The 22,322-nt window shown below is 57.8% G+C and carries 14 protein-coding genes; 3 read left to right on the forward strand and 11 right to left on the reverse strand.

Annotated features, from left to right (window positions below; translation table 11 throughout):
* From kdpB to GOB82_RS13675, 3 genes are read right to left on the reverse strand one after another with little or no spacing between them, the layout of a single operon-like run.
* Positions 1-2,109: a potassium-transporting ATPase subunit KdpB gene (gene kdpB, locus GOB82_RS09830; RefSeq protein ID WP_166122599.1), complete on the reverse strand. Its 2,109-nt coding sequence runs from the start codon at positions 2,107-2,109 to the stop codon at positions 1-3.
* Between the two features lie 14 nt (positions 2,110-2,123).
* Complete coding sequence (gene kdpA / locus GOB82_RS09835; protein ID WP_166122601.1) at positions 2,124-3,830, reverse strand: potassium-transporting ATPase subunit KdpA; 1,707 nt, start codon at positions 3,828-3,830, stop codon at positions 2,124-2,126.
* 2 nt (positions 3,831-3,832) lie between these two features.
* Positions 3,833-3,922 carry a potassium-transporting ATPase subunit F gene (locus GOB82_RS13675; RefSeq protein WP_166122603.1) on the reverse strand — a complete coding sequence of 30 codons (90 nt, stop codon included), beginning with the start codon at positions 3,920-3,922 and terminating at the stop codon, positions 3,833-3,835.
* Positions 3,923-4,248: 326 nt separating this feature from the next.
* Here GOB82_RS13675 and GOB82_RS09845 point away from each other — a divergent pair, with 326 nt between their 5' ends.
* The 3 genes from GOB82_RS09845 (at position 4,249) to GOB82_RS09855 (ending at position 9,546) form a co-directional block, all read left to right on the forward strand.
* Positions 4,249-5,523 (forward strand): outer membrane beta-barrel protein, encoded by a 1,275-nt coding sequence (locus GOB82_RS09845; RefSeq protein WP_242007325.1) that lies wholly within the window; start codon positions 4,249-4,251, stop codon positions 5,521-5,523.
* A gap of 47 nt (positions 5,524-5,570) precedes the next feature.
* Positions 5,571-6,044 (forward strand): phosphate-starvation-inducible PsiE family protein, encoded by a 474-nt coding sequence (locus tag GOB82_RS09850; protein WP_166122605.1) that lies wholly within the window; start codon positions 5,571-5,573, stop codon positions 6,042-6,044.
* A gap of 235 nt (positions 6,045-6,279) precedes the next feature.
* Positions 6,280-9,546: a TonB-dependent receptor domain-containing protein gene (locus tag GOB82_RS09855; protein ID WP_242007326.1), complete on the forward strand. Its 3,267-nt coding sequence runs from the start codon at positions 6,280-6,282 to the stop codon at positions 9,544-9,546.
* 565 nt (positions 9,547-10,111) lie between these two features.
* Here the strand turns inward: GOB82_RS09855 and GOB82_RS09860 are convergent.
* The 8 genes from GOB82_RS09860 to GOB82_RS09895 form a co-directional block, all read right to left on the reverse strand.
* The gene (locus tag GOB82_RS09860; protein ID WP_242007327.1) at positions 10,112-11,044 is read right to left on the reverse strand and encodes a serine hydrolase; all 933 of its coding nucleotides are present in this window, start codon (positions 11,042-11,044) and stop codon (positions 10,112-10,114) included.
* Between the two features lie 93 nt (positions 11,045-11,137).
* The gene (locus tag GOB82_RS09865) at positions 11,138-13,213 is read right to left on the reverse strand and encodes a S9 family peptidase (RefSeq protein WP_166122609.1); all 2,076 of its coding nucleotides are present in this window, start codon (positions 13,211-13,213) and stop codon (positions 11,138-11,140) included.
* Complete coding sequence (locus GOB82_RS09870) at positions 13,210-14,490, reverse strand: serine hydrolase domain-containing protein (protein WP_166122611.1); 1,281 nt, start codon at positions 14,488-14,490, stop codon at positions 13,210-13,212. Before GOB82_RS09870 ends, GOB82_RS09865 begins: the two co-directional genes overlap by 4 nt.
* Positions 14,487-16,931, reverse strand: a complete 2,445-nt coding sequence (locus GOB82_RS09875) for a penicillin acylase family protein (protein ID WP_166122613.1) — start codon at positions 16,929-16,931, stop codon at positions 14,487-14,489. Before GOB82_RS09875 ends, GOB82_RS09870 begins: the two co-directional genes overlap by 4 nt.
* A gap of 1 nt (position 16,932) precedes the next feature.
* Complete coding sequence (locus tag GOB82_RS09880) at positions 16,933-18,141, reverse strand: FAD-dependent oxidoreductase (RefSeq protein ID WP_166122615.1); 1,209 nt, start codon at positions 18,139-18,141, stop codon at positions 16,933-16,935.
* 167 nt (positions 18,142-18,308) lie between these two features.
* Positions 18,309-19,490: a serine hydrolase domain-containing protein gene (locus GOB82_RS09885; RefSeq protein ID WP_166122617.1), complete on the reverse strand. Its 1,182-nt coding sequence runs from the start codon at positions 19,488-19,490 to the stop codon at positions 18,309-18,311.
* Positions 19,487-21,106: a serine hydrolase gene (locus GOB82_RS09890; RefSeq protein WP_194300452.1), complete on the reverse strand. Its 1,620-nt coding sequence runs from the start codon at positions 21,104-21,106 to the stop codon at positions 19,487-19,489. Before GOB82_RS09890 ends, GOB82_RS09885 begins: the two co-directional genes overlap by 4 nt.
* 46 nt (positions 21,107-21,152) lie before the next feature.
* Positions 21,153-22,301, reverse strand: coding sequence for a heparan-alpha-glucosaminide N-acetyltransferase domain-containing protein (locus tag GOB82_RS09895; RefSeq protein ID WP_166122619.1), 1,149 nt, complete (start codon positions 22,299-22,301; stop codon positions 21,153-21,155).
* Positions 22,302-22,322 lie beyond the last annotated feature (21 nt).

Below are 22,322 nucleotides of genomic sequence, written 5' to 3' on the forward strand. Positions count from 1 at the left end.
TCAGGCCAGACCGATGCCCGTAACGAGCATATCGATGAGTTTGATGCCGATAAACGGAACGATAAGGCCACCAACACCGTAAATCAGAAGGTTGCGCCGCAGCAGGGCCGCCGCCCCGACGGGACGATAGCTGACACCCTTCAGGGCAAGCGGGATCAGCGCGATAATAATCAGGGCGTTGAAAATAATGGCCGAGAGCACAGCGCTTTCCGGCGTTGCCAGATGCATGATGTTCAGGGTGGACAGCGCCGGGTAGAAGCCGACAAACATTGCGGGAATAATCGCAAAATATTTGGCCACGTCATTAGCGATGGAGAACGTTGTGAGTGCGCCACGCGTCATGAGCAACTGCTTGCCGATGCCCACAATCTCGATCAGCTTTGTCGGGTCACTATCAAGATCGACCATGTTCCCGGCCTCACGCGCAGCGACCGTGCCGGTGTTCATGGCCACGCCCACATCCGCCTGAGCGAGGGCCGGAGCATCGTTCGTGCCGTCCCCACACATGGCCACAAGCTTGCCTGAAGCCTGTTCCTTGCGGATGAGCGCCAGCTTGGCTTCCGGTGTTGCCTGAGCCAGAAAATCGTCCACGCCACTTTCCGCAGCAATTGCGGCGGCTGTCAGCGGGTTGTCCCCCGTGATCATGACCGTGCGGATCCCCATGCGGCGCAGCTCGGCAAACCGCTCGCGAATACCACCTTTCACCACGTCCTTCAGATGCACAACACCCAGAAGACGCCCACTATCCACCACGGCCAGAGGTGTGCCCCCCTGCCGCCCGATGCCCGCGGCAATCTCGCGCACCTGCCCGGCAGCAGCGTTCCTCTCCCCAAGGCTGGCAATCACGCTGTCTACAGCGCCCTTGCGGATCTGCCGGTCACCAATATCCACACCACTCATGCGGGTCTGCGCCGTGAAGGGAACGAAATGCGCATCGAGCGCATTCATCTCCCGCCCCCGTATGCCGAACTTCTCCTTTGCGAGCACAACAATGGAGCGCCCTTCCGGTGTTTCATCCGCAAGGGAGGCAAGCTGCGCGGCATCCGCCAGTTCCTGCTCCGTGACCCCCATAACAGGCACAAACGCGGCGGCCTGACGATCCCCGATGGTAATGGTGCCTGTCTTGTCGAGCAGCAGCGTATCCACATCCCCCGCGGCCTCAACAGCGCGACCGGACATGGCCAGCACGTTAAAGCGGATCAGCCGGTCCATCCCGGCAATCCCGATGGCGGAGAGCAGTGCCCCGATGGTTGTGGGGATAAGGGTGACGAACAGCGCAACCAGAATGAGAACGGAAATATGGCCGCCCGCGTAGTGCACGAAGCTTGGAATGGTCGCGACCGCGAAAATGAAGATCAGCGTCATCCCGGCAAGCAGGATCGTCAGAGCGATTTCGTTGGGGGTTTTCTGGCGTTGCGCGCCTTCCACCAGTGAAATCATACGATCCAGGAATGTCGAGCCCTGCGCTGCCGTGATCCTGACAATCACCCAGTCCGAAAGCACGCGGGTGCCGCCGGTTACGGCAGAACGATCCCCGCCACTTTCACGAATAACAGGAGCGGACTCCCCTGTAATGGCGGATTCATCAACAGAGGCAATCCCTTCGATCACCTCGCCATCGCTGGGGATGAAATCTCCAGCCTGGACAAGTACCACATCCCCCACGACGAGTTCCGGTGCCGGAACTTCATCATACAGGCCTTCTGGCGTGAAGCGGCCATCCGCATCAATCACCAGGCGTTTGCCGCGTGTTTCCGTCCGGGTGCGGCGCAGGCTGTCGGCCTGCGCCTTGCCCCGGCCTTCCGCAACGGCTTCGGCGAAGTTGGCAAACAGCAGGGTAAACCAGAGCCAGAGATTGATCTGGATGGCAAAGCCGGGATGCGTTCCCCCGGCTACAAGATCACGCACGAGCAGGACTGTGGTCAGAACTGTAACCACTTCCACCACGAACATGACGGGATTACGCCACATGATGCGTGGATCAAGCTTGCGGAAGCTCTCCACCACGGCGGGCAGCAGCAGATCGCCCCGGATCATACCGGCGTTTTCACGCTGGCGGGGAGCCTGACCGCCCTGTGGGGCGGCCGAACGGTGTGAATGAAGTGTCATGAACAATGCGCCTCTTAGAACAGCGTGCCGCGCAGCATCGCGAGATGCTCGACAATCGGCCCGAGAGCGAGTGCAGGAAGGAAGGTAAGGCCGCCGACAATGAGGATCACGCCAATGACGAGCCCGATGAAAAGACCTGTATCGGTCGGGAAGGTTCCCGGGGTCGGAACACCAATCTTCTTGGCGGCCATGGAGCCCGCAATGGCCAGAACCGGAATGATGACAAAGAAGCGCCCGATCATCATGCCCAGACCAAGCGTGATGTTCCAGAACGGATTGGCGGTCAGGCCACCAAACGCACTCCCGTTATTGGCCGCGGCGGAGGTATAGGCATAGAGCGCCTCCGTAAAACCATGTGGCCCACTTGCGGAAAGTGCTGAAAGACCGGCAGGCAGAACAACCGCAAGAGCCGTGAAACCCAGCATGACAAGTGGCAGGCAGAGCACCGCCAGCATTGTCATCTTGATCTCGCGCGCCTCGATTTTCTTGCCCAGATATTCAGGTGTGCGCCCGACCATCAGACCCGCCATGAAGACGGAGATGATTGCAAACAGGAGGAACCCGTAAAGCCCTGCCCCGACGCCCCCGATAATCACTTCACCCAGCATCATGTTGATAAGCGGGATCATGCCGCCAAGCGGCAGGAAGCTCTCATGCATTGCGTTGACCGCACCGCAGGAGGCATCTGTCGTGACTGCCGCGAACAATGCGGAGCCAATGGCGCCAAAGCGTGTTTCCTTACCTTCCATGTTCCCAAGAGAGGGATCAATCCCGAGCGATGTAAGCAGCGGGTTTCCGTGCGCTTCAGACCAGTAGAGAACGCTCGCACCCACAAGGAAAAGAACTGACATTGCCGAGAAAATGGCCCAGCCCTGCCGTTCCTTGCCGACCATACGGCCGAACATATTCGTAAGCCCGGCGCCCAGTGCAAAAATAGCCAGCATCTGGACAAAGTTTGTCAGGGCATTCGGGTTTTCAAACGGATGCGCCGAATTGGTGTTGAAGAAGCCACCACCATTTGTGCCCAGCAGCTTGGCTGCTTCCTGAGAGGCAACAGGACCAAGAGCAATGGTCTGATGCGCGCCTTCCAGCGTGGAGACCGTCACGGAGCCCAGCAGGGTCTGCGGCACACCTTCGAACACGAAAAAGCCTGCCAGAACAACGCATAGCGGCAGGAGGACATACAGTGTCACGCGCACAAGATCGACCCAGAAATTGCCGATTGTGGCTGCACTGCGCCGTGCAAACCCCCTTATGACAGCAGCGGCAATGGCAATCCCTGCGGCTGCGGCGACAAAATTCTGCACCGTGAGCGCCAGCATCTGGCTGAGATAGCTCATAGTGGTCTCACCACCGTAGCTCTGCCAGTTCGTGTTCGTCAGAAAACTGATGGCTGTATTATAGGCCAGATCCGGTGCGACAGCCCCCATCCCGTTGGGATTGAAGGGCAGAGACGCCTGCAGGCGAAGCAGGCCGTAAACCACCACAAAACAGGCGATTTTGAAAACGATAATCGCAAAGGCATAATGTGACCAGGATTGCTCCTCATCCGCCCGGACCCCTGCAATACGATAGATCGCCCGTTCAAAAGGCCCGAAAATCTGGCCCAGCAGATGGCGTTCTCCTTCAAGAACGCGTTTGAGAAAGCCGCCAAGCGGCCTTGTCATCGCAATGACGCAGATGAGAAAGGCCGCGATCGTGACCCAACCGGAAATCGACATTGTCAGAACTTCTCCGGGCGCAACAGAACGGCTGTGACATACACAAGAAGACCGAGAGTGACGCCACCGGCCATAATGAGTTCAGGTGTCATGTCAGACCCTCGCGCAGATGAAGATATAGCCGGTGCAGGCCAAAAAGCCTGCCATCCCCAGCGCGAGATACAAAATATCCAGCATACAAAAATGCTCCCTTTGGTGTCGGGGGAATTATCCGGCTGAAGGACATAGGAATGACAGAGGGAGCTACGGCGAGCTTCATAGGAAACTCATAGGAATTTGGTGAAAAGCGCGGGATTTGGCTGGTCTGCGTCTTGCAGCAGGGCACTCCCGGGGCATAGCTCGGTCACGTCGCCGGGCGGAGAGCGTGGCACCCCACACCCTTTTTCCGGCAACCGCCTCATTTTACAAGAGCCTCATCATGATGAAGATATCGAACCGATTCGAAACACCTTTCGAACACTGGTCCAAATCCGCCGGATGCCCCGGCCTTGTCGCCGGTCTTGCGCTGGTCACAGCCGTTCTGGGCTGCAAACCGGCACAGGCCGAAACACCGCAGAACTGGCTTCAGAGCGTGACGCTGGGCGCGCAGATAGAAGGCGGCATCAACGCCAACCCCGCGCGCCCTTCAAACGGTGTCAATTTCGGGCAACTGATTGGGGACAGGGCCAATCAGGCCCAGCTCGACCAGCTCGCGCTGACGGTCGCGCGCGCGGTGGACACGACCTCATCTCACTATGACATCGGCTTCCTTGTCCGCGGTCTCTATGGCGCCGATGGGCGTTACTTCAATATCGCCGGCATTACGGACCGCATGATGAACACCCGCTACCAGTTCATCATTCCCCAGGCACATCTTGACGTGCACCTGCCCTGGCTGACCCGCCATGGGCTGGATATGCAGGTGGGTATTCTGGCATCACCCATGGGCGTTGAATCGCTCGACCCCACCCTACGGCCTTTTTATACCCTGTCCTACACAACCCAGTATTCCACGCCGTTCGAACATGTCGGCGCGATGTTCCAGTGGCACCTGACCGACCATCTCGATGCCCTTTTCGGTGTGGATACCGGTAATCAGGTATCCTTCGGGGCGGGGGACAATAACCACGCCGCAGCCGGGTATTTCGGGCTCTCCGCATCGGGGCTGGCCAACGGCAGGCTCAGCCTGACGTATCTTGGCCGCGTTGGCCCCGAAGATGCCACTCGCTCCCTGGGGCACACGGCCAACACCGCCCAGCGCTTCTGGAATGACCTGAGCGGCACCTACAAGATTTCGGACAAACTCTCATTCACCGGCGAGCTGAATGTGATGCATGACGAAGGATTACGGGCGGATACCTACAGTTTTGTCAGTTACCTGTCCTATCACCTCACGCCGACCCTCACACTGAACTATCGCGGCGAAATTTATCGCGACAATACCGGGCTGCTTGTCACGTCCTTTATTGCGGATAACGCCTATATGCAGTCAACACTTGGCAAGCCAACAGTAACCCAGTCCGCTCCCCCCACAACCTATGGAGCCCTGACACTGGGCGCAACGTGGCAGCCGACACTCGGCCACCATGTCAAGGTGTTTGAAATCCGCCCTGAAATACGGTTTGACCGCTCCCTGAACGGCACAACCCCCTTCAATAATTCCAGAAACACAGGACAGTTCACTTTCGGGGCTGATGCCGTAATGGGTTTCTGATAACAAGGGGCCCACTGCATGACAGCCTAAAAGGACTTATTCGCGACATGATCAAAAATATCCCAGGTTTCCTGAAGATCTCATTGCTTTTTGATCTTTTTGAAGAGTTCGCGATGCTGGTCCTCACCCTGTGCATCATGGTCATTGCAACACTGGGCCTCATTCATGTTGTCTTTGCCGTTTACGAGGCTGTACGCACGGCCCACCTGACGCCAACCAACCCGGTTGTTCTGCAGGGTCTTTTCGGACTTTTTTTCACGGTTCTGATCGCGCTTGAATTCAAGCACTCCATTCTTGTGCTGCCGGAAACCCCCTCACACAGTCTGGTCCGCATGCGCTCTGTCCTGCTTATCGGCATGATGGCCACCGTGCGGAAATTCATCGTGCTGGACCTCAGTGACGTCAATGTTCTTGAGGTTCTGGCCCTCTCCGCCGCGGTTCTGGCGTTGGGCATCGCGTACTGGCTGGTGCGCGGAAACACAAAACTGGACTACACCGCCAATACCGCCAATAAAGCCTGAAATACCCCTGCCCTGCGCCCCTGTTGCGTTTTACCGCGCATCAGGGCCGTACCCATGCCGGCACAAGGCACAACGCGGGACGCCTGAAACAAACTCCAGCCCCCAGCACTTGATATCAGCACCTTAACCACAGGTTAATGCGTTGCCATGTTTTGGAAATCGACAAAAAACAACGCAAAATGAGATCATAACGCTTTCGGAATGGCCAGTGTGGCGGCATGGGGAGTGTTATGGAATGCGTCTTGATCTGCGATCTCATCGAAGAACTTACCGGGGGGGGCTGTTTGAGCCGGGCCTGAAAACCATGCTGCTGGTTGGTGCCGCTGCGTTCATTGTTGGCAGCAGCGCCCACTCTGCGGAAGCCGCCAAGGCCAAACAGGCACGCCCCGGAACCGCCGTATCCGTTAAAAGCAAAAAGAAAAAAACAGCCCCCAAGGCCGTTGCTTCGCCGTCCACGCCCGCAGCACCCCAGACAGGTGCTGCCGCCACAAGCCAGAGCAGCGGCAGCCAGAAGTCCGCAGCCATTCTGAATGCCGCATCCGCCATGCCGGGCGGCAATGAAGATGTGACCGTTACCGGCACCCGTCTTTCCCAGACCCGCCTGAGCAACGTGACCGCCGGGACCACTCTGGATGCCAAGCAGCTTCAGGCGCGCGGCTATTCCAATCTGGGGCTGGCCCTCCTGCGGGAAAACCCGGCATTTTCGCTCCCGTCCAACACCCCGATCGGGTCACAGGGGGCGTGGGGTGCCGGGCAGACCTTCTCCGGTCTGCTGGCGCTGGGAGACCAGCGCACTCTGACACTGGTTGATGGCATGCGCATGGTTGGCGGGGCTACAGCATCGCTCTATGGCGCGGGCAGTGGGTCGCAGGTCGATGTGGGAACCATCCCGACGTCTCTGGTGAAGAAAATTGACACACGTTATGGCGGCGCAGGGGCCGCTTACGGCGCGGATGCCGTGGCCGGTGTGGTCAACTATCAGCTTGATGACCATTTCAAGGGCGTTGATTTCAGCGCACAGGGAGACTGGACGCAGAAGCTGGATGCCGGAAAGGAAAAAATCTACCTGAAATACGGCACCGGCTTTGACCATGACAAAGGCGGTGTGGTGTTCGATGTGGAATACCGCAATGCAGACGGCCTGGTTTATAATGACCGCCGGAACAGCATCGGCAGCAATGCGGAAACCTATCTCTGGCCCGCCAAGACGAGTGATTCCCCTTACTACTATGTTCTGACGCGCAATGAACGGTTCAGCCAGCTCAGCGCAACCGGTATTCCGCTTGTAAACGGGTATCTCAACCCGTCCCGATACGGGCGCGCTTCAGGCGGTATTGCCGCACCTGGCGGTGGCGTGCTCCAGTTCAGCACGGATGGCAAATCCCTGACGCCGCTGACAGGAACGGTCACACGGAGCAATTATTATACAGCCGGAGGCAATGGTCTTTCCTTTGAAGACTATGACCAGCTTTATACTCCGCAGGACTCCCTGAACCTGACAACGCTGGGGCATTACGATCTGACACCGCATCTGCACGCAACCTGGCAGGGCTGGTATCAGAGAGGGCAGGCAAAAAGCTCCGTCAACCAGAGCCTGTATTACTCCGCCACATTTGAGGGCGACCCTCTGACACGCGCCGATTTTGACGCAGCCCCCGCCAGTTACGTGAACGGCAATCTTGTTCTGAACACAGCCAATCCGTTCCTGACGTCTGGTGAACGCTCAACCATTGTCAACGCCCTGAAAGCCGCCGGGCAGCCAACGGATACTTTCTATCTGTCCCGCGCCAATCAGGATTTTGGCGAAGGCGCCTTTACGACAACAAACCAGATGTACCGCTTTCAAGGCGGCCTGAATGGTGACTTTGATACGCTGGGGCGGCATTTTGAATGGAATGTCAAAGGGGAATACAGCGCCTATCTGAGCAATACCCGCACCCTGATGGTGGATACGAACAACCTCATCAACGCTCTTGATGCTGTTACACTGAGCGATGGCAGCATCGGGTGCGCGCCGGGCTACATCAACTCCACAGCAAGAACCCGGAGCGAAACCTGTGCTCCGCTCAATGTTTTCGGGCGCAATCAGGAAAGTCCTGCGGCTCTCAACTACATTACCTCGTGGGTGAACCCGAAAAACAAGAACACGCAGCGCGATATACAGGCAGAAATTCACAGCACCGTTCTAAAACTGCCCGCAGGCAACGTGCGCTGGGATCTGGGATACGAGCACCGGCGGGAATCTTACGATTTCAATGCAGGGTCCATTCTGAACGGTGAAGTTCTGGCTGATGGCAGCCGCCGCCAGTATGGGGATGAAATCCCCACCCCCAACACCAATGGTGCCTACGGAACGCATGAAGCCTTTGGTGAACTTGATGTCCCCATTGTCTCCCCCGGCATGCACGTGCCCGGTGCCTACCATATCTCCGCCACGGCAAACGGACGCTACATTCACAACAGCATGACAGGCAGCTACTGGACCTACATGTTCGGCGGCAGCTGGTGGCCCACGCAGGATTTCGGATTCAGCGGCAACTATGCGCAGTCCGTTCGTAATCCGTCTGTCACAGAACTGTTTTCCCCTCAAAGCCGTGTGAACACCATGGCCAGTGATCCCTGCGCGGCGGAAGATATTACGTCTGGCCCCAGCCCCGCCATTCGCGCGGCCAACTGCGCCAAAGAGGGTATTCCCAAAGGATTTGTCTCGAATATCGTCAACTATGGCATTTATGGAACGGATGGTGGCAACCCGCACCTACAGAACGAAGTTTCTCACAGCTACACGGGTTCGTTCCATTTCATGCCGCGGTTTGTTCCCGGTTTGCAGCTTGACGCCTCTTTTGTTGACGTGAAAATCAGCAACGAGATTCAGGATCTGGGCATCAGTGACATCATGAGTGCCTGTTACGATTCAAAAGCGTTTCCCAACCAGTATTGCGGAATGTTCAGCCGTGACCCCAGCTCCCATCAGGTCACAGGATATGAAGAAGGTTTCGTGAATATCGCCAACCAGCATATGCAGGCGCTTGAAGGAACCCTGAACTATTCCCTTCCGCTCAGGCGCTTTGGAGACCGGTTTGCTGACTGGGGTGCGTTCAATCTTGGCGTGAACTATAACCATTACGTCAAAAACACGCAGACATTCCTTGGCACGACATACCCGGAAGTCGGCGGTACCGGATCACCCAAGGATTCCTTTACAGCCAATCTGGACTATATGCGCGGGCCACTTTTTGTGCAGTGGCAGACAATTTACTATGGCCCCTCAAAATTTAACGTAACCGCCGGACAATATGCGAATACGGACAACAACCGACCGGATTTCTTCTATTTCAACACAACAATCGGTTATAAAATCACAAAAAATCTGAACCTCAACTTCATGATGAACAATGTGTTTGACGCTCTCCCCAAAGATGTCGGGACAGTCAGCCTGGCACGATACTACGATGCCATTCTGGGTCGTTCCTTCCAGATGCAGATTGGCGCGCACTTCTGAGTTTCTGAAATGAACCACAGGGCCTGTCTCTCTCTCGAGAGGCAGGCCCTTTTTCCTGTCAAACGCCACGCATCTCTGGGGCATAGTCTTCAGGAGAACACGAAACTTCCCCGCCAAGCCCTTCCCCTGATGCCTGCCAGACACTTCCAATAGCAGGCCTGCTCTTCCCCCTCAAAAAAACACACCATCATGCAGGATTTCATCGGGCTCGTGCCCATGGCTACAGGATTTAACCTGTAGTGCTCCTGAAAACCGTGCGCCGTGTCGGATGTCAGATGTCAGATGTCAGATGTCAGATGTCAGATGTCAGATGTCAGATGCGATTTGGCGGGAAAGCCGTATCGGTCAACTCCCGACGTTTTCGCTCTCAGGCAGAAGTATCCTGATCTCGCAGGTATAAGGCCGTGCTACGCACGACAATCCCCCTGAAAGTCACGACGTCCCCTTCCCCACTTCACATCACGTCAAACAGAATTCATCACTCTGCCTGTCAGGCGCGCGTAAGGGCCTCCGTCATCATTTTTGGAGCGAAGGTCCGGCGAAGCCAGCGTGGCATGATCTTCTATCAGGGGGCGGGGTGAGCCTGTTTCAGGTAATACCCGTAAACCTGATGAGACAGGCCATTCAGAACCTTGATCCCCGCCTGCTCATCCGGCAGATCAGAGGTCAGCAGCACCAGAATATAGCGCGTACCGTCAGGCAGGGTCACAAGGGCCGCATCATTGCGCACACCATCGACCCAGCCTGTCTTGTGCGCAACAGGCGTTCCGGCTGGTAGACCTGGCGGAATGATATCATTGAATGTCTGCCCCAGCATGATCTGCACCATGCTCTGGCTCTGTGCCTTGCCCACAATCCGCCCGCTATCCAGCTTTTGCAAAAAGCCGCCCAAACCGCGCGCTGAAACCCGATTACGGATCCCCTGATCGTTCGCATCAAAATCTTCAATCATGCGCCCGAAAAAAATTCCGTTCAGCCCCTGAGCTTTCACAACTGAGCGGACAGGCAACACACCCAGCTTTTCAATCATCAGATTGGTGGCCAGATTACTGCTGTACTGGATCATCACCCGCAGGAGTTCTGAAACCGGCACAGGCTTGCCTGCCTGTGCATAAAGCGGATCATAAGAATCCTCTTTCTGCTGCAAGGCAAACGTGCCGCTCCCAACCAGAGAATGAAAATGATTGTGAACCGTTATGGTTTCTTCCGGGCTTAACTGGCCTTTTGCAAATGCCGCATAGGCGGCATCCAGCACGAACAGTTTGATGGTGCTGGCTGCGTTGATGAGATCATCACAGTTCAGGCACACATCGGGGGCCTGACCACTCCGGGCGGCATAAACAGCAAAATGCCCGGGAGCCGCCTGAACTGTTCTGGCGATACTCTGCTGCAAAGCTTCACCCCCCGCGACAGAGGCCGCGCTGGCGGGCGCACAGGGCAGATTGGCCACAGCCAGAAAGAGGCTGGATAAAAGCGTAGAGGATCTCAGATTTTTCAACCAAACGCCCCTGCCCCTTCCCGGACAGGCCTCATCCTGCTTTTTTTCTGACATCCCGATACGCCCCCTTCCCCAGAAACTCCGTTTGAACACTCAGTGCTGGCGTGGAGCCAGCGTGCGGCCGAAAAATGCATCCATCCACATATATGCCGTGAGCCAGTCCTGCATCCGCAGAAAAGCATGGCGTTCATTGGGAAAGGCGTGCTCCTCATACGCCACCCCCTGTTCTGAAAGCAGCCTTGCCAGAAGCGTGGATTGCTCAAATTCCACGTTATAGTCATCATCACCATGCACCAGCAGAACAGGTGCGCGCCAATGCGCAATATCCGCTGCGGGGGAAGACTGCCATTCCAGATCATGCGCAGCCTTGTTCTGCGCGGGGGAAAGGCCAAGCTTGTCGGGCTCGGTCATATCATGCACGCCATGAAAATCAGCTCCGGCGGCAAAGATGTCACTATTGCGGGCCAGCGCGAGCGCCGTCAGGTAACCGCCCCAACTGCCACCCCATATGCCGATGCGGGTAGTGTCAACATCCGGCAGGGTTCTCAGATACGTGGCCGCGGCAAGAATATCCCGATATTCACTGGCCCCCTCCCTGCCAATGCCAGGGGCGTTGCGAAACGCCTCGCCATACCCGGTTCCGCTGCGATAATTGATGGAAATCACCGTATAGCCCTGGGCCGCCAGTGTCTGGTTCATGGCATAGGCGTTGGAGTAATACCCCATGCTGTTAAAGGCAGGGAGCATTTGCCGGTGCGGGCCGCCATGCACGAACACCAGAGCGGCATGAGGCGCCGCACTACCGCCTTCCGGCGCAAACACCTGCCCGTGCACCACCTCACCATCCGCACTGTGCAGAATGACTGTCCGTGGTGTCACAAAATGCACAGATGCAGGGGCTTGCGGGGAGACCAGCGCATGGCTCTCACCACTTTGCCCCACCACAACCGGATGCGCCGTTTGCGTGGCGCTGGTGGCCATGAGCGCCACACGCCCGCCCGCAACGGCAAGATCTGTCTCCATTTCTTCCGCGTGAGTCAAACGCTGTGGCGCGCCCCCCTCCAGAGGTTGCTGCCATGCGTGCCAGAGATCTGTATCCCCGGCGTTACTGGTATAGAAAAGCGTCCTGCCATCCTGAGAGAGCCGATAAGAGGAAACCTCCGCCTTATCCGGCGTCAGGCATCGCACCGGCCCGGCCTTTGCAGGCTCCACGGTGCACACCCGCATCCAGCCGCTCCCCTCCCACGGGAAGAGCAGATGCGCGTTATCAGCCCACAGCAGGCCACTGCCTTCCGGCGCAAAAAACCGTGCGCCCTGCCCTGCTGGCGCTGTCCACACAACATGGTCTGTATCGCTCGAAAGATCATAAACATGCAGCGCCCAGAACGAGGCTTTTTCGGTTTTCTGATACGCGATGGGCATATGCTCGCGCACGAACGCGAGAGAACGCCCATCAGGTGAAAACGCAGGCAGGCTATCCTGCCCCAGCGCTGGCGCAAGAAACGCCATAGCGCCCTGTTTGACACGCCATAACCCGATAAACGCATGCGTGCCACGGTCCAGCGTGAAGGCCACGGCCTTGCCATCTGGCGACCATTGAAGCGATGTCAGATGCCCCGGAACGTTCATGACCTCTTTGGCCACCCCGCCGACGGGTGCGAGAAGCAAAGACCCCTTGCGGATAAAGGCCAGCATACGCCCATCTGGAGAGAACGTGGGATTCCAGCCCTCTCCCACCTGCATCTGCCTGCCGCCTTCCAGCACGATACTCACGGTCTGGCGGGTGCCGAAGGATGGAAGGTTAGGGGCTGGTGACGGATCATCCGGATATTCCGGGTCTCCTCCTTCCACATAGGCCAGCGTCCTGCCATTGGGAGAGAGAGCCAGCCCCCATAAATCCGTTCCGTCATCCTGCGTGAAATGGGTCAGGGCTTCAGGCGTTCCTGTGGCATCGGCCACCAGAATATTGCGCACACCACTGCGCTTTTCCACCCACGCAAAGCGGCTGGCCTTGCTTGCCCCCACCAGACCACTGGCAAAAGGCATGGCCAGAAGCGCCTTGATCTGCTGCCGGGCTCCGGCCTCATCAAGCGGTGTCGCGCCAACAGGCTGGGCAAAGCACACCCCACCCGCAAGAAGGGCGGCTGCAAATGAAAAACGACGCATCATGGCTGCACCCCTGCCAACGCTGTGAAAATTTTCTCTTCAACTCGGGAAAAAGACGAATACTGGCCGGGGCGCACCTGATCATAATCAGGGAAACCATCTGCCGCGAACAGGTAGGCCTCTCCGTTTTTCGGATTGTACCAGAAGCCGGAATGCAATCCGTACGCATCCCCCAGATGTCCTCGCAGCCCGCCTTTATAGCCTGCATAGGGGCTGTCCGGCTTTCCATTGGTGTCTTTTGCGCCACTCAGCACAAACATGCTCAGGCCATATGCACTCAGCGGATAAGGACAGGTGCCGTTTTTCCCGTCAAACACCCATGTGGGGGTTTCCATCGCCTCAATGCTCTGCGGCGTGAGCACTCTGACACCATCAAGCGTGCCACGCTGGATCATGAAACGCGCCAGACGCGTGAGCCCCTGAAGGGAAATATGCAGCCCGCCCTGCGGGGAAAACAGGGTTCCGTTCTGGCCAATTCTGTAGGCTGCAAGCGCCTGTTTATTCCAGCCCTTGAAGGGCGGACTGTCCACCGTGGCCTCATACCCCGCGGGGAGGTGCTGATACAGTGTCGCGACCCGCTCCGGGTGGTCAAGCTCCGTCACATTATAGCCGCCGTCAATTTTCAGCGGTTCCAGAACATGATGTTTCTGATACCGGTCAAACCGCTCCCCGCTGGCGCGTTCGATAATGGTTCCCACAAGCCCGTAGCACAGGTTGCAATATGTAAAATACGTGCCGGGAGCATGGCCATCATGATAGGAAAAATGATAGTCCTCTGCGCCGGGTTTGTGGGTTTTATCAAAAAACTCCCGCACTGCCCTGCCGGGCGGCAGAACATAGACATCTGCATCCCGGATGGTGGAGGTATGGTTCAGAAGCATCCGCACGGTAATGGCCGTTTCTGGAAAATCAGGGTTCCGCAACGGAAAGCCAAGATAGTCCGACACATCATGATCGAGATTGATCTTGCCCTGCTCCACCAGTTCCATAAGGCCAATCGTCGTCACCACCTTGGAGATGGAGGCAATACGGAAAAGCGTTTCTTGCTTAACCGGAACGGTTTGCGCGCCATCACGCCGGGCAAATCCGCCATAATACTGGTAGACAGGCTGGCCGTTCTGCAGTTTGACCGCTGCAAGAGCAGCCAGAGGCCGGGCTTCGGCCGCGCTCATCACGGCATCCATAGCTTTGTCTGTCCGGCTTTGCGCCAGAGCTGGCGTGATGGAAAGCACCAGAGCCAGAGCAGAAGATACTGTTAGGCATACTGTCTTATAGGTCATGGTGTTTTCCTTTTTGGATACAGCATGGTGTGATGTCTGGACGCTGCCTGAACCGCACGCGCGGAGAAAACCAGAGGCTGCATCTCCCCCTTGAGCCATGGCTTCAGAAAATCCTGATAATGCCCGCTCTTTGGCGATGCAGACTGACCGGGGAAATTGAGAAACACTGAATGATCCCATGCCCCGACATCACAGACCATCAGATAACTGGCTCCGCCTGTCACCGCATAAGGGTTACGCCCCTGTGCAAGCGCTGTTGGGGAAAGGTCAGGATTATACCAGCGCGCCATAACCGTGTAGGAATCCCCGCCACTCCCGGCAGCTTCTCCCCCTATGGGCAGAAACGCCTCTGCTATGGCTTTCACCGCGCAAAGCGGGTGGCGGAGTTGCACGGTATGCAGCCTGCCCCACTGCCAGCCAGCAGCAACCGGCCCCAAACGATCCCGGATCTCCTCAACAGCCTGCTGAAACGCCCTGAGCATTAGGGCATCCCGTTGTGCTTCCGGTTTATCTCCCAATCGTCCATCAGGCTTTTGCAGCAAAGCCAGAAGGACGGATGCATTGAGTGACGCGGGCAGAAGCGGGCGCAGAGGCTCCGGCACCAGAGCCTGATAAAACAGGCTGTTCAGCCGCGTCCACCAGATTTCATACAGGGCAGCGGCGGCACTGGATGCCTCCACGCGCCCGTTCCACTGCCGCAGCAAGGCTGCTTCTGGCTGCACTCGGGCCGGGACTTCAGGCAGAAGCTGCACAACGGACAACGCCAGATGAGAGAGCGTATCATGCTGCAGGGCCACACTGCCCGCCACAGTGGCATGAGGGGAGGCCTGAAGAACCTCCGCCACGCGCTGGTAGCGGTAAGGGTCTTTCCATTCGTAACTGACGCACCGCTGCTCGTAAGGATAATCCGGCGGCAGATTCAGTTCGTTGGACGTGCCAAACCAGCCACAGGCCGGGTTGAAGCTGCTGGGGAGCGCCTCAAGCGGCTGGAGGCCTTTCCAGTCATACTGTCCCTCACCCGGAGCAGGCATCAGGCCATCATGCCCGCCCGAACGCTGCGGCAGCCCACCCGCAGCCTGCCAGCCAATATTCCCTGCCGTATCAGCATACGTGAAATTGGTCGGGCTGGTATGGAGCTTCAAAGCCTCACGGAAACTGCTCCAGTCATGCGCCAGATTAATGCCGATATTGGCCAGCATGCCGTTCGCACCCGGATACAACCATGTCGCGGCAACCGCCACCGCCCTGTTCCGCGCAGCGTCCGCAGAAACAACCGGCCCCTGCGCCGCATAGCGCAGCGTGACCTTTCGCGCGGGCTCACCGCGCACGGCAATACTGACCTCCTCCTGCGCCATCTCCACCCAGCGGCCCTTATGAAAATAATGGTCAGGCCGCGAGGGGTGCGTCCGCAGGATGAACAGGTCTTCCTGATCAATATGAAAGTTGGTCCGCCCGAAGGCAAAATGCGCGTTATGGCCCTGCATGACACCCGGCATGCCGGTAGAGGCACCGCCGATAACATCCAGCCCCGGTGCAGTCAGATGAAGAACATACCGAGGCCCCGGCGCGCCAAACTCAAGATGCGGATCATTCGCCAGAATGGGGCGGCCCGTGGCGGTGCGGGCCGGAGCAATCACCCAAGCGTTGCTTCCCTCATTGGCGCGCCGGTGGTCCCCTTCGCCGGGCGGTGGCGGCACATGCAGGCCTGAGAGCGGCAGATCATTCTGCAACACGCCAAACAGGCCAAGATCCTGCTCGGTTACAGCCTGCACATCCAGCCCCTCCGGCACCCTGAGCGTATGCGCCGGGCGCAGCGGCATGATCAGGGCATCATAGGCGAGCGCATCCTGCGCCGCGAGGCGGGCACGGCGGATTTCAGCCTTGGTGTTGCCCGTTGCTTCCGCCCGGATCCGCACCAGATCAAGCACCTGCCACGCCAGCGGCTGGCAGGAAAAAATCCGGAATTCTTCCGGAAGCTCCGCGCCTCCTGATGCGATCTGCTCAAGAAAGGCATTGATCCCCGCCACGTACGCTTTGGCACAGGCCTGCACGACAGGCGGCAGCGCCGCAAACTCCGCGTGCACATCTCCCCTGAACAGGAAAAGCCTGTTTGCCGTGTCTGATGGCACAAAATCAGGGCCAAACACCTCCGCCAGCCGACCCAGCGCGCGCCGATACTCGAAATCAAGCTGCCACAGTCTGTCCCGAGCGATCAGATACCCATTGGCAAAGAAGGCGTCCGGCACCGAAGCCGCACGCACATGCGGTACACCCCAATGGTCTTCAAACACCTCGACCGGCGCTTCCAGCCCATCCAGCATCGTCATGCCGGGAGCCGCCCCTTTTTGCGCCAGAGCGCGGGCGTGGCGGCCCGCAAGGGCACCAGCCACACCCCCCAGCAGAACGCGGCGGCGGGAGAGAACAGCGGGGTGGTGTCTCATGTTACGGGGTCATCCCTTCAACAAGATCGCGGATTGTCAGGGCAGAGCCGCAGGAGAGTGTAAATCCCAAGGCGCCATGACCCACGTTCAAAAGCAGGTTACGCCATTGTGTCCGCTCTACAAGCGGCACTCCAGTGGGGGTGGCGGGCCGCATGCCCGCCCATGTGGCTGCGGAACCATATGGCCCTGCGGCAGGAAGGGTTTCCTCCGCCAGACGTTTCAGGCCGGCAATGCGGCGTGGGTCAAGAGAGGCATCCAGCGCACCAATATCAACCATGGCGGCGACACGCAGACGCCGCCCGAGGCGCGCATAAACCACGCGGTTGTCATAATCCGTCACGCTTACATCCGGCAGCACGGCAGGGTCCGCCTCCACAGTCAGGCTGTATCCTTTCAGGCCGTACAGGGGCAGCGTCCTCCCCAGAGGCTGCATCATGCTGCGAGATGCAAGCCCTGCGGCCAGAACAACCACATCTGTCTGCTGTGGCACGCCATCAATACGCACGCGGCACCGCTCCGCGCCCCCCTCTTCAAACGTAGCCTCTCCAGTTACAAGCTGAAACTCCGGGCTCTGTTGCAGGGCCTTGAGCAACGCCTGACAGAACAGATAGCAGTCCGCCACTTCATCATCCGGGGAAAAAATGCCTCCAGCCAAGGCAGGCGCAAGCCCGGCAAAGGCTGGTTCCACTTCCGCACATTCCCTCGGGGTCAACACCCGCTCCTGCTGCGGATTACTGACCGCTCCGGCGGCTTTGGAAAATTTATGTGCATTCCGGTAAACAACCAGTTTCCCCGGCTGCCGCCACAAGAAATCCGCCAGCCCCTCCTGCCGCCACTGGTGCAGGGCCTGCTGCCCCTGCAAGGCAAGCTGCAAAAGCCGGGTGGTATTGGCCCTGTTTGTTCTGGCATTGCAGGCCAGCAGGAAATCCGCCAGCCACCGCCACTGGTGCCAGTCCAGACGGAGTTTCAAGGAAATAGGAGACTCACTCTGGAACATCCATGAAAGTGCTTCCAGCGGTATCCCTGCATCCGCCAGTGGCTTCACATAACGGTAGCTCAGTTGGCCGCCATTCCCGAAGCTGGCCTGTATCCCCACATCCTGATCCCGCTCCACGAGCGTCACACTGTGTCCGGCCTGAATGAGGGCATATGCGGTTGTCAGGCCAATAACGCCTCCCCCCACCACCATGATTGTCCGCTTTACAGGCATAAAAACCGCCAACCCTTTTAATAGCGCCCAACCCCGCCGGACCATGCCTGCGCATGATGCTCCGGGGTATTCCTCAACAAAAATCTAAAAAGAGATATGGCGGGATACCATTTAAAAAATGCCCCCCGCTCATAACCTGAGGTTAACACCAAGGGTCTTTCCGCCTGTCAGGGCACGATAAGCGGCAGCCCCAGAGCTTCCCCCGCAGCCGTTGCAACAGCGTGCCGCAGGTGCACCACACTATGCCCGCCACTGGGGTGAACACGGTTGGTCAGAATAAAAACATAGCAGTCGTTATCAGGATCTATCCACAGGGATGTGCCAGTAAACCCGGTGTGTCCGAAGGAATGGCTGGAAAGCCGCTCTCCTCTTGGCGTGGCATAGGGCGAGGCAATATCCCACCCCAAACCGCGCAGGCTTTTCTGGCCTGCTGGCTGCTGCGGCGTAATCATGCGCAGCAGCGTTGCGCGTTCAAGGGGAAAGAGGCTGGGGCGTCCTGCCTGCCTGTCCAGCAGAGCCTGCGCATAACGCACGACGTCCTCCGCTATGGAAAACAGTCCCGCATTGCCCGCAACACCCCCCATCCGCCGGGCTGTGGGGTCATGCACCACGCCACGCAGCATGTGGCCGTGCTCATCATACTGGGTCGGGGCAATGCGGGCCTGCTCGGCATCCGGCGGCAAAAAACCGGACTGCGTCATGCCCAGCGGGAGCAGAATATGCTCCCGGGCATACGCATCCAGCCTCTGCCCTGTCATTTTCTCAACAAGCAGGCCAAGGGCTATGAAATTGAGATCACTGTAGATAAAGCTGCTCCCCGGTGGCTGCGTTGGCACCGCATGCATGATGCGGCTTGCAGCCTCATCCCTCCCCCACCAGTCCGGCGTAAAGGACAGATCCGGCTGCAAGCCCGAATAATGCGTGAGCAGCAGCCGCACCGTAATCTTCTCCTTACCCCCCGCCGCAAACTGCGGAAGATACCGGGCTACGGGCGCGTCCAGATCCACCAGCCCCTTTTCCACAAGCTGCATGACGGCCAGCGCGGTTATCATCGGCTTGGTAAGAGAGGCCATATCGAACACAGTATCCCATGTCATGGCTTCCCGTTCGGGCACGAGACTGCGTGCGCCAAACACACCACGGTGAACCAACCGCCCATGCTGGCCAACACCCCACACCGCACCGGGGCACTCCCCGTTGAGAATGGCCTGCTGTATCAACCCGTCAGCCTTGGCGAACCTCTTATCCGCACGCGATGTCTGGCAGCCGGAAACACCGGCCTGCACAAGCAGAAGAGACGCTCCCTGCAGGAAAGCCCTACGGGGGAAAGGAGAGAACCCGGCGCTCATTGATCGGAAACCTTGAGGGGATGCATATCCTGCACATCAAAGCTGAAGTCAGACCCTACCACCTGCATATGAAACCCTGTGACCTTGCCGGATGTATTCCGCTCAAACTGCACATAACTGTCATCCCCCGCATCATCCGCGCGATCCTGCCATCTGGCCACGAACAGATCATGCGGGAGGGCCTGCAATGTGCCGGACAACCCATCAGCCTTACTAAAATTCATCAACAGTGCCCCTCCTTTCATGGAAAGGCGAATGTCTCCACGCCATGCATCATGATAAAGCCCGACATAGTCTTTCAAATCGGAAACCGGTAGAGAAATGAAGGGCCGTGCGGGCGAGCCCGGCCCGGTGGTGGACGCCTCCGTCGCAGCCTTCTGCTCCACCGCCTTGGCCACATTCTGAAAGTAATTCACCCAGTTTTCACTTTTACCCGTAGCGATAAGGGAGCTGAGGGTCAGGGCTATGGAATAGGTTGCGTGATAATCATCATGATTGGTGAGCACCACCAGACCGGTGTTTTTCTCCGGCAGCATGGACACGTAACTCACCATGCCGTTCACGGTACCTGTATGCCAGACACGCTTCAGGCCAAAGAAATCCTCCATAAACCACCCGTACCCATAAGCGCGAAAGTGACTTTGCGTTTTGGCCGCACTGTCCGGCATAGGCAGCAGCGCCTGAGGGCTCCAGAGCGCATCACGCTGGGCAAGGCTGATAATCTGCCGACCATCGACCGTCTTCCCCCCGTTCAGCAGGGTCTGCACCCAGCGGTTCATCCCGTTAACACTGCACCACACGCCACCCGCCGGGGCCATGGCGTCAGGCTTGAGCGTCGCCCGCTCAGGCAGGGCACCGTCTCCCCCCTGCCCTGTGGCAACATCCATCTGCCCCCGCACAGGGGCTGTGCTCTGGCACGCCGGAAGAGCCGCGGCGTCAATCAGCATAGTTTGCACATACTGTTCCCACGTCTGGCCGGAAATTTTTTCCACCAGCGCGCCCGCTACCACATACAGCAGATTGTTATACGCATAGTCTGACCGAAAGCGGCCGGTAAACGGCATATAGGGAAGTGCCGCCAGAACATCCTTGCGCGTGAATGTGCTGTGGGAGAACAGCATGAGGTCTCCCGCCCCCAGCCCCATGCCGCTATGATGCGTGAGCAGATCACTCACGCGGAACTCCCGCGTGATCCATGGGTCAGACACCTTGAACTCGGGCATGACATCACTGACACGGTCAGTCCAGTGCAGTTTGCCTTCATCCACAAGGGTGGCAAGTGCTGTGGCCGTAAACTCCTTGCTGTTGGAGCCAATGGCGAACAGGGTTGTGTTATCCACCTTCCCACTTTTCCCATCTTCCGCCTTGCTGCCATATCCTTTGGCAAAAACAATCCTGCCATCATGGATGACACCAACCGCAACGCCGGGAACACCAAACACCTTCTGTGTTCTGCTCACAACATCATCAATCTGCTGTTCTGACAGGCCTTCGGGCAGAGCCGTTGTCGCTGCGTGAGCAGGCGCTCCCGCCAGCGCCATGAGCACTGCCGCAACCGTGCCGCACTGCACAACAACGCCTGCATGATGGTTCGGTTTTTTTTGTTTTTGCCGCATTGTGATGAACACCTGTGAGGGAAGCCTGAAGAACATTTGAAGGAAACTAGAGTTTGATAAGGATGTTTTTACGAGAGAGAACATAAAGTGGCGCAAAAACAACCATGAGAAAAGCGCCGGAAAACAGAAAGGAGGTAAATGCGGTAGACGGACAGCCTGCCCGTACAGCCTGATAGAGCCACCCCTGCAGGGACACACTCCCGCCAGAGGGAGATGGCAGCGCGAGGAGCGTTTTTGCCACAGCCCCTGAAAAGAGGAAGGCAAAGACTGCATTCATGCCGAATATCCTGAAAAATTCCGTACCATACCGTGCAACGACATTGCTTTTCTGAATCTCCCGCACATCGAACGCATAGTCACACAGGCTCAGGCTGCACAGCGCAATCCCGGATGTGAACAGCACAAAAGAGCTTGTCCACAGGGATTTGTTAAGCGGGAAAACAGTTCCCCACAACACTCCCAGAAGAGTGCTGCACATCCCGGCACACATAAACAGCCAGGGCCTGCGGGCTGCGGGGATATCCCGCCTTCTGAAAATCTGGCCCGCCATCACGCCGGACAAGGTGGTGGCAACAGCCGGTATTGTGCTCAGAAATCCTTCCGGGTCCCATGTTTTCTCGTACAAAACTCCCGTATGCAGCCACGCCTGGCACCACCCGGAAAATTCCCGGTCCAGCCACGCCGCCAGATTTTTCTCAGGGTCAAGAAACGCAAAATCATGCCCCGGCCACCCCAGACCCGGAACAGGAATGGCATACAGCATGCCCCAGTACCCCAGCAGGCAGCCACCCATAACGGACAAGAGAAAGCCGGTCCTGCGTGAACAGACATAAAGCCCCGCCACCGTGACATAACAGAGGGCTATGCGTGTCAGAACACCAAAGAAGCGCAAATGGCTGAAATGAAAAAATGGATACAGGCTAAGCAGGAGTTTCAGTCCCACCAGTGCGAGACCACGCCAGGCGATATGAGCCATCACCTGCCCGCGCCGCGCTCCTTCCTTCAGGCGTCTGTCAAACGCAAACGGAATGACGCATCCCATGAGAAAAAGAAAGAACGGAAAAACAAGATCCGCAGGAGTACACCCATTCCATGCAGCATGCTCCAAAGGAGGCCAGATTTTGCTCCAGTCTCCCGGATTATTGACAATAATCATGAAGACGACAGTCACCCCCCGCAGGATGTCAACAGACACAATGCGGGAGGAGAGCGAAGG

The organism is Acetobacter farinalis (assembly GCF_011516935.1).
GTDB classification, from domain to species: domain Bacteria; phylum Pseudomonadota; class Alphaproteobacteria; order Acetobacterales; family Acetobacteraceae; genus Acetobacter; species Acetobacter farinalis.

Coding starts and splice junctions, on each gene's coding strand:
- kdpB (WP_166122599.1), bottom strand. CDS start 2,109: ATGACACTTCATTCACACCGTTCGGCCGCCCCACAGGGCGGTCAGGCT.
- kdpA (WP_166122601.1), bottom strand. CDS start 3,830: ATGTCGATTTCCGGTTGGGTCACGATCGCGGCCTTTCTCATCTGCGTC.
- GOB82_RS13675 (WP_166122603.1), bottom strand. CDS start 3,922: ATGACACCTGAACTCATTATGGCCGGTGGCGTCACTCTCGGTCTTCTT.
- GOB82_RS09845 (WP_242007325.1), top strand. CDS start 4,249: ATGATGAAGATATCGAACCGATTCGAAACACCTTTCGAACACTGGTCC.
- GOB82_RS09850 (WP_166122605.1), top strand. CDS start 5,571: ATGATCAAAAATATCCCAGGTTTCCTGAAGATCTCATTGCTTTTTGAT.
- GOB82_RS09855 (WP_242007326.1), top strand. CDS start 6,280: ATGCGTCTTGATCTGCGATCTCATCGAAGAACTTACCGGGGGGGGCTG.
- GOB82_RS09865 (WP_166122609.1), bottom strand. CDS start 13,213: ATGATGCGTCGTTTTTCATTTGCAGCCGCCCTTCTTGCGGGTGGGGTG.
- GOB82_RS09870 (WP_166122611.1), bottom strand. CDS start 14,490: ATGACCTATAAGACAGTATGCCTAACAGTATCTTCTGCTCTGGCTCTG.
- GOB82_RS09875 (WP_166122613.1), bottom strand. CDS start 16,931: ATGAGACACCACCCCGCTGTTCTCTCCCGCCGCCGCGTTCTGCTGGGG.
- GOB82_RS09880 (WP_166122615.1), bottom strand. CDS start 18,141: ATGCCTGTAAAGCGGACAATCATGGTGGTGGGGGGAGGCGTTATTGGC.
- GOB82_RS09885 (WP_166122617.1), bottom strand. CDS start 19,490: ATGAGCGCCGGGTTCTCTCCTTTCCCCCGTAGGGCTTTCCTGCAGGGA.
- GOB82_RS09890 (WP_194300452.1), bottom strand. CDS start 21,106: ATGCGGCAAAAACAAAAAAAACCGAACCATCATGCAGGCGTTGTTGTG.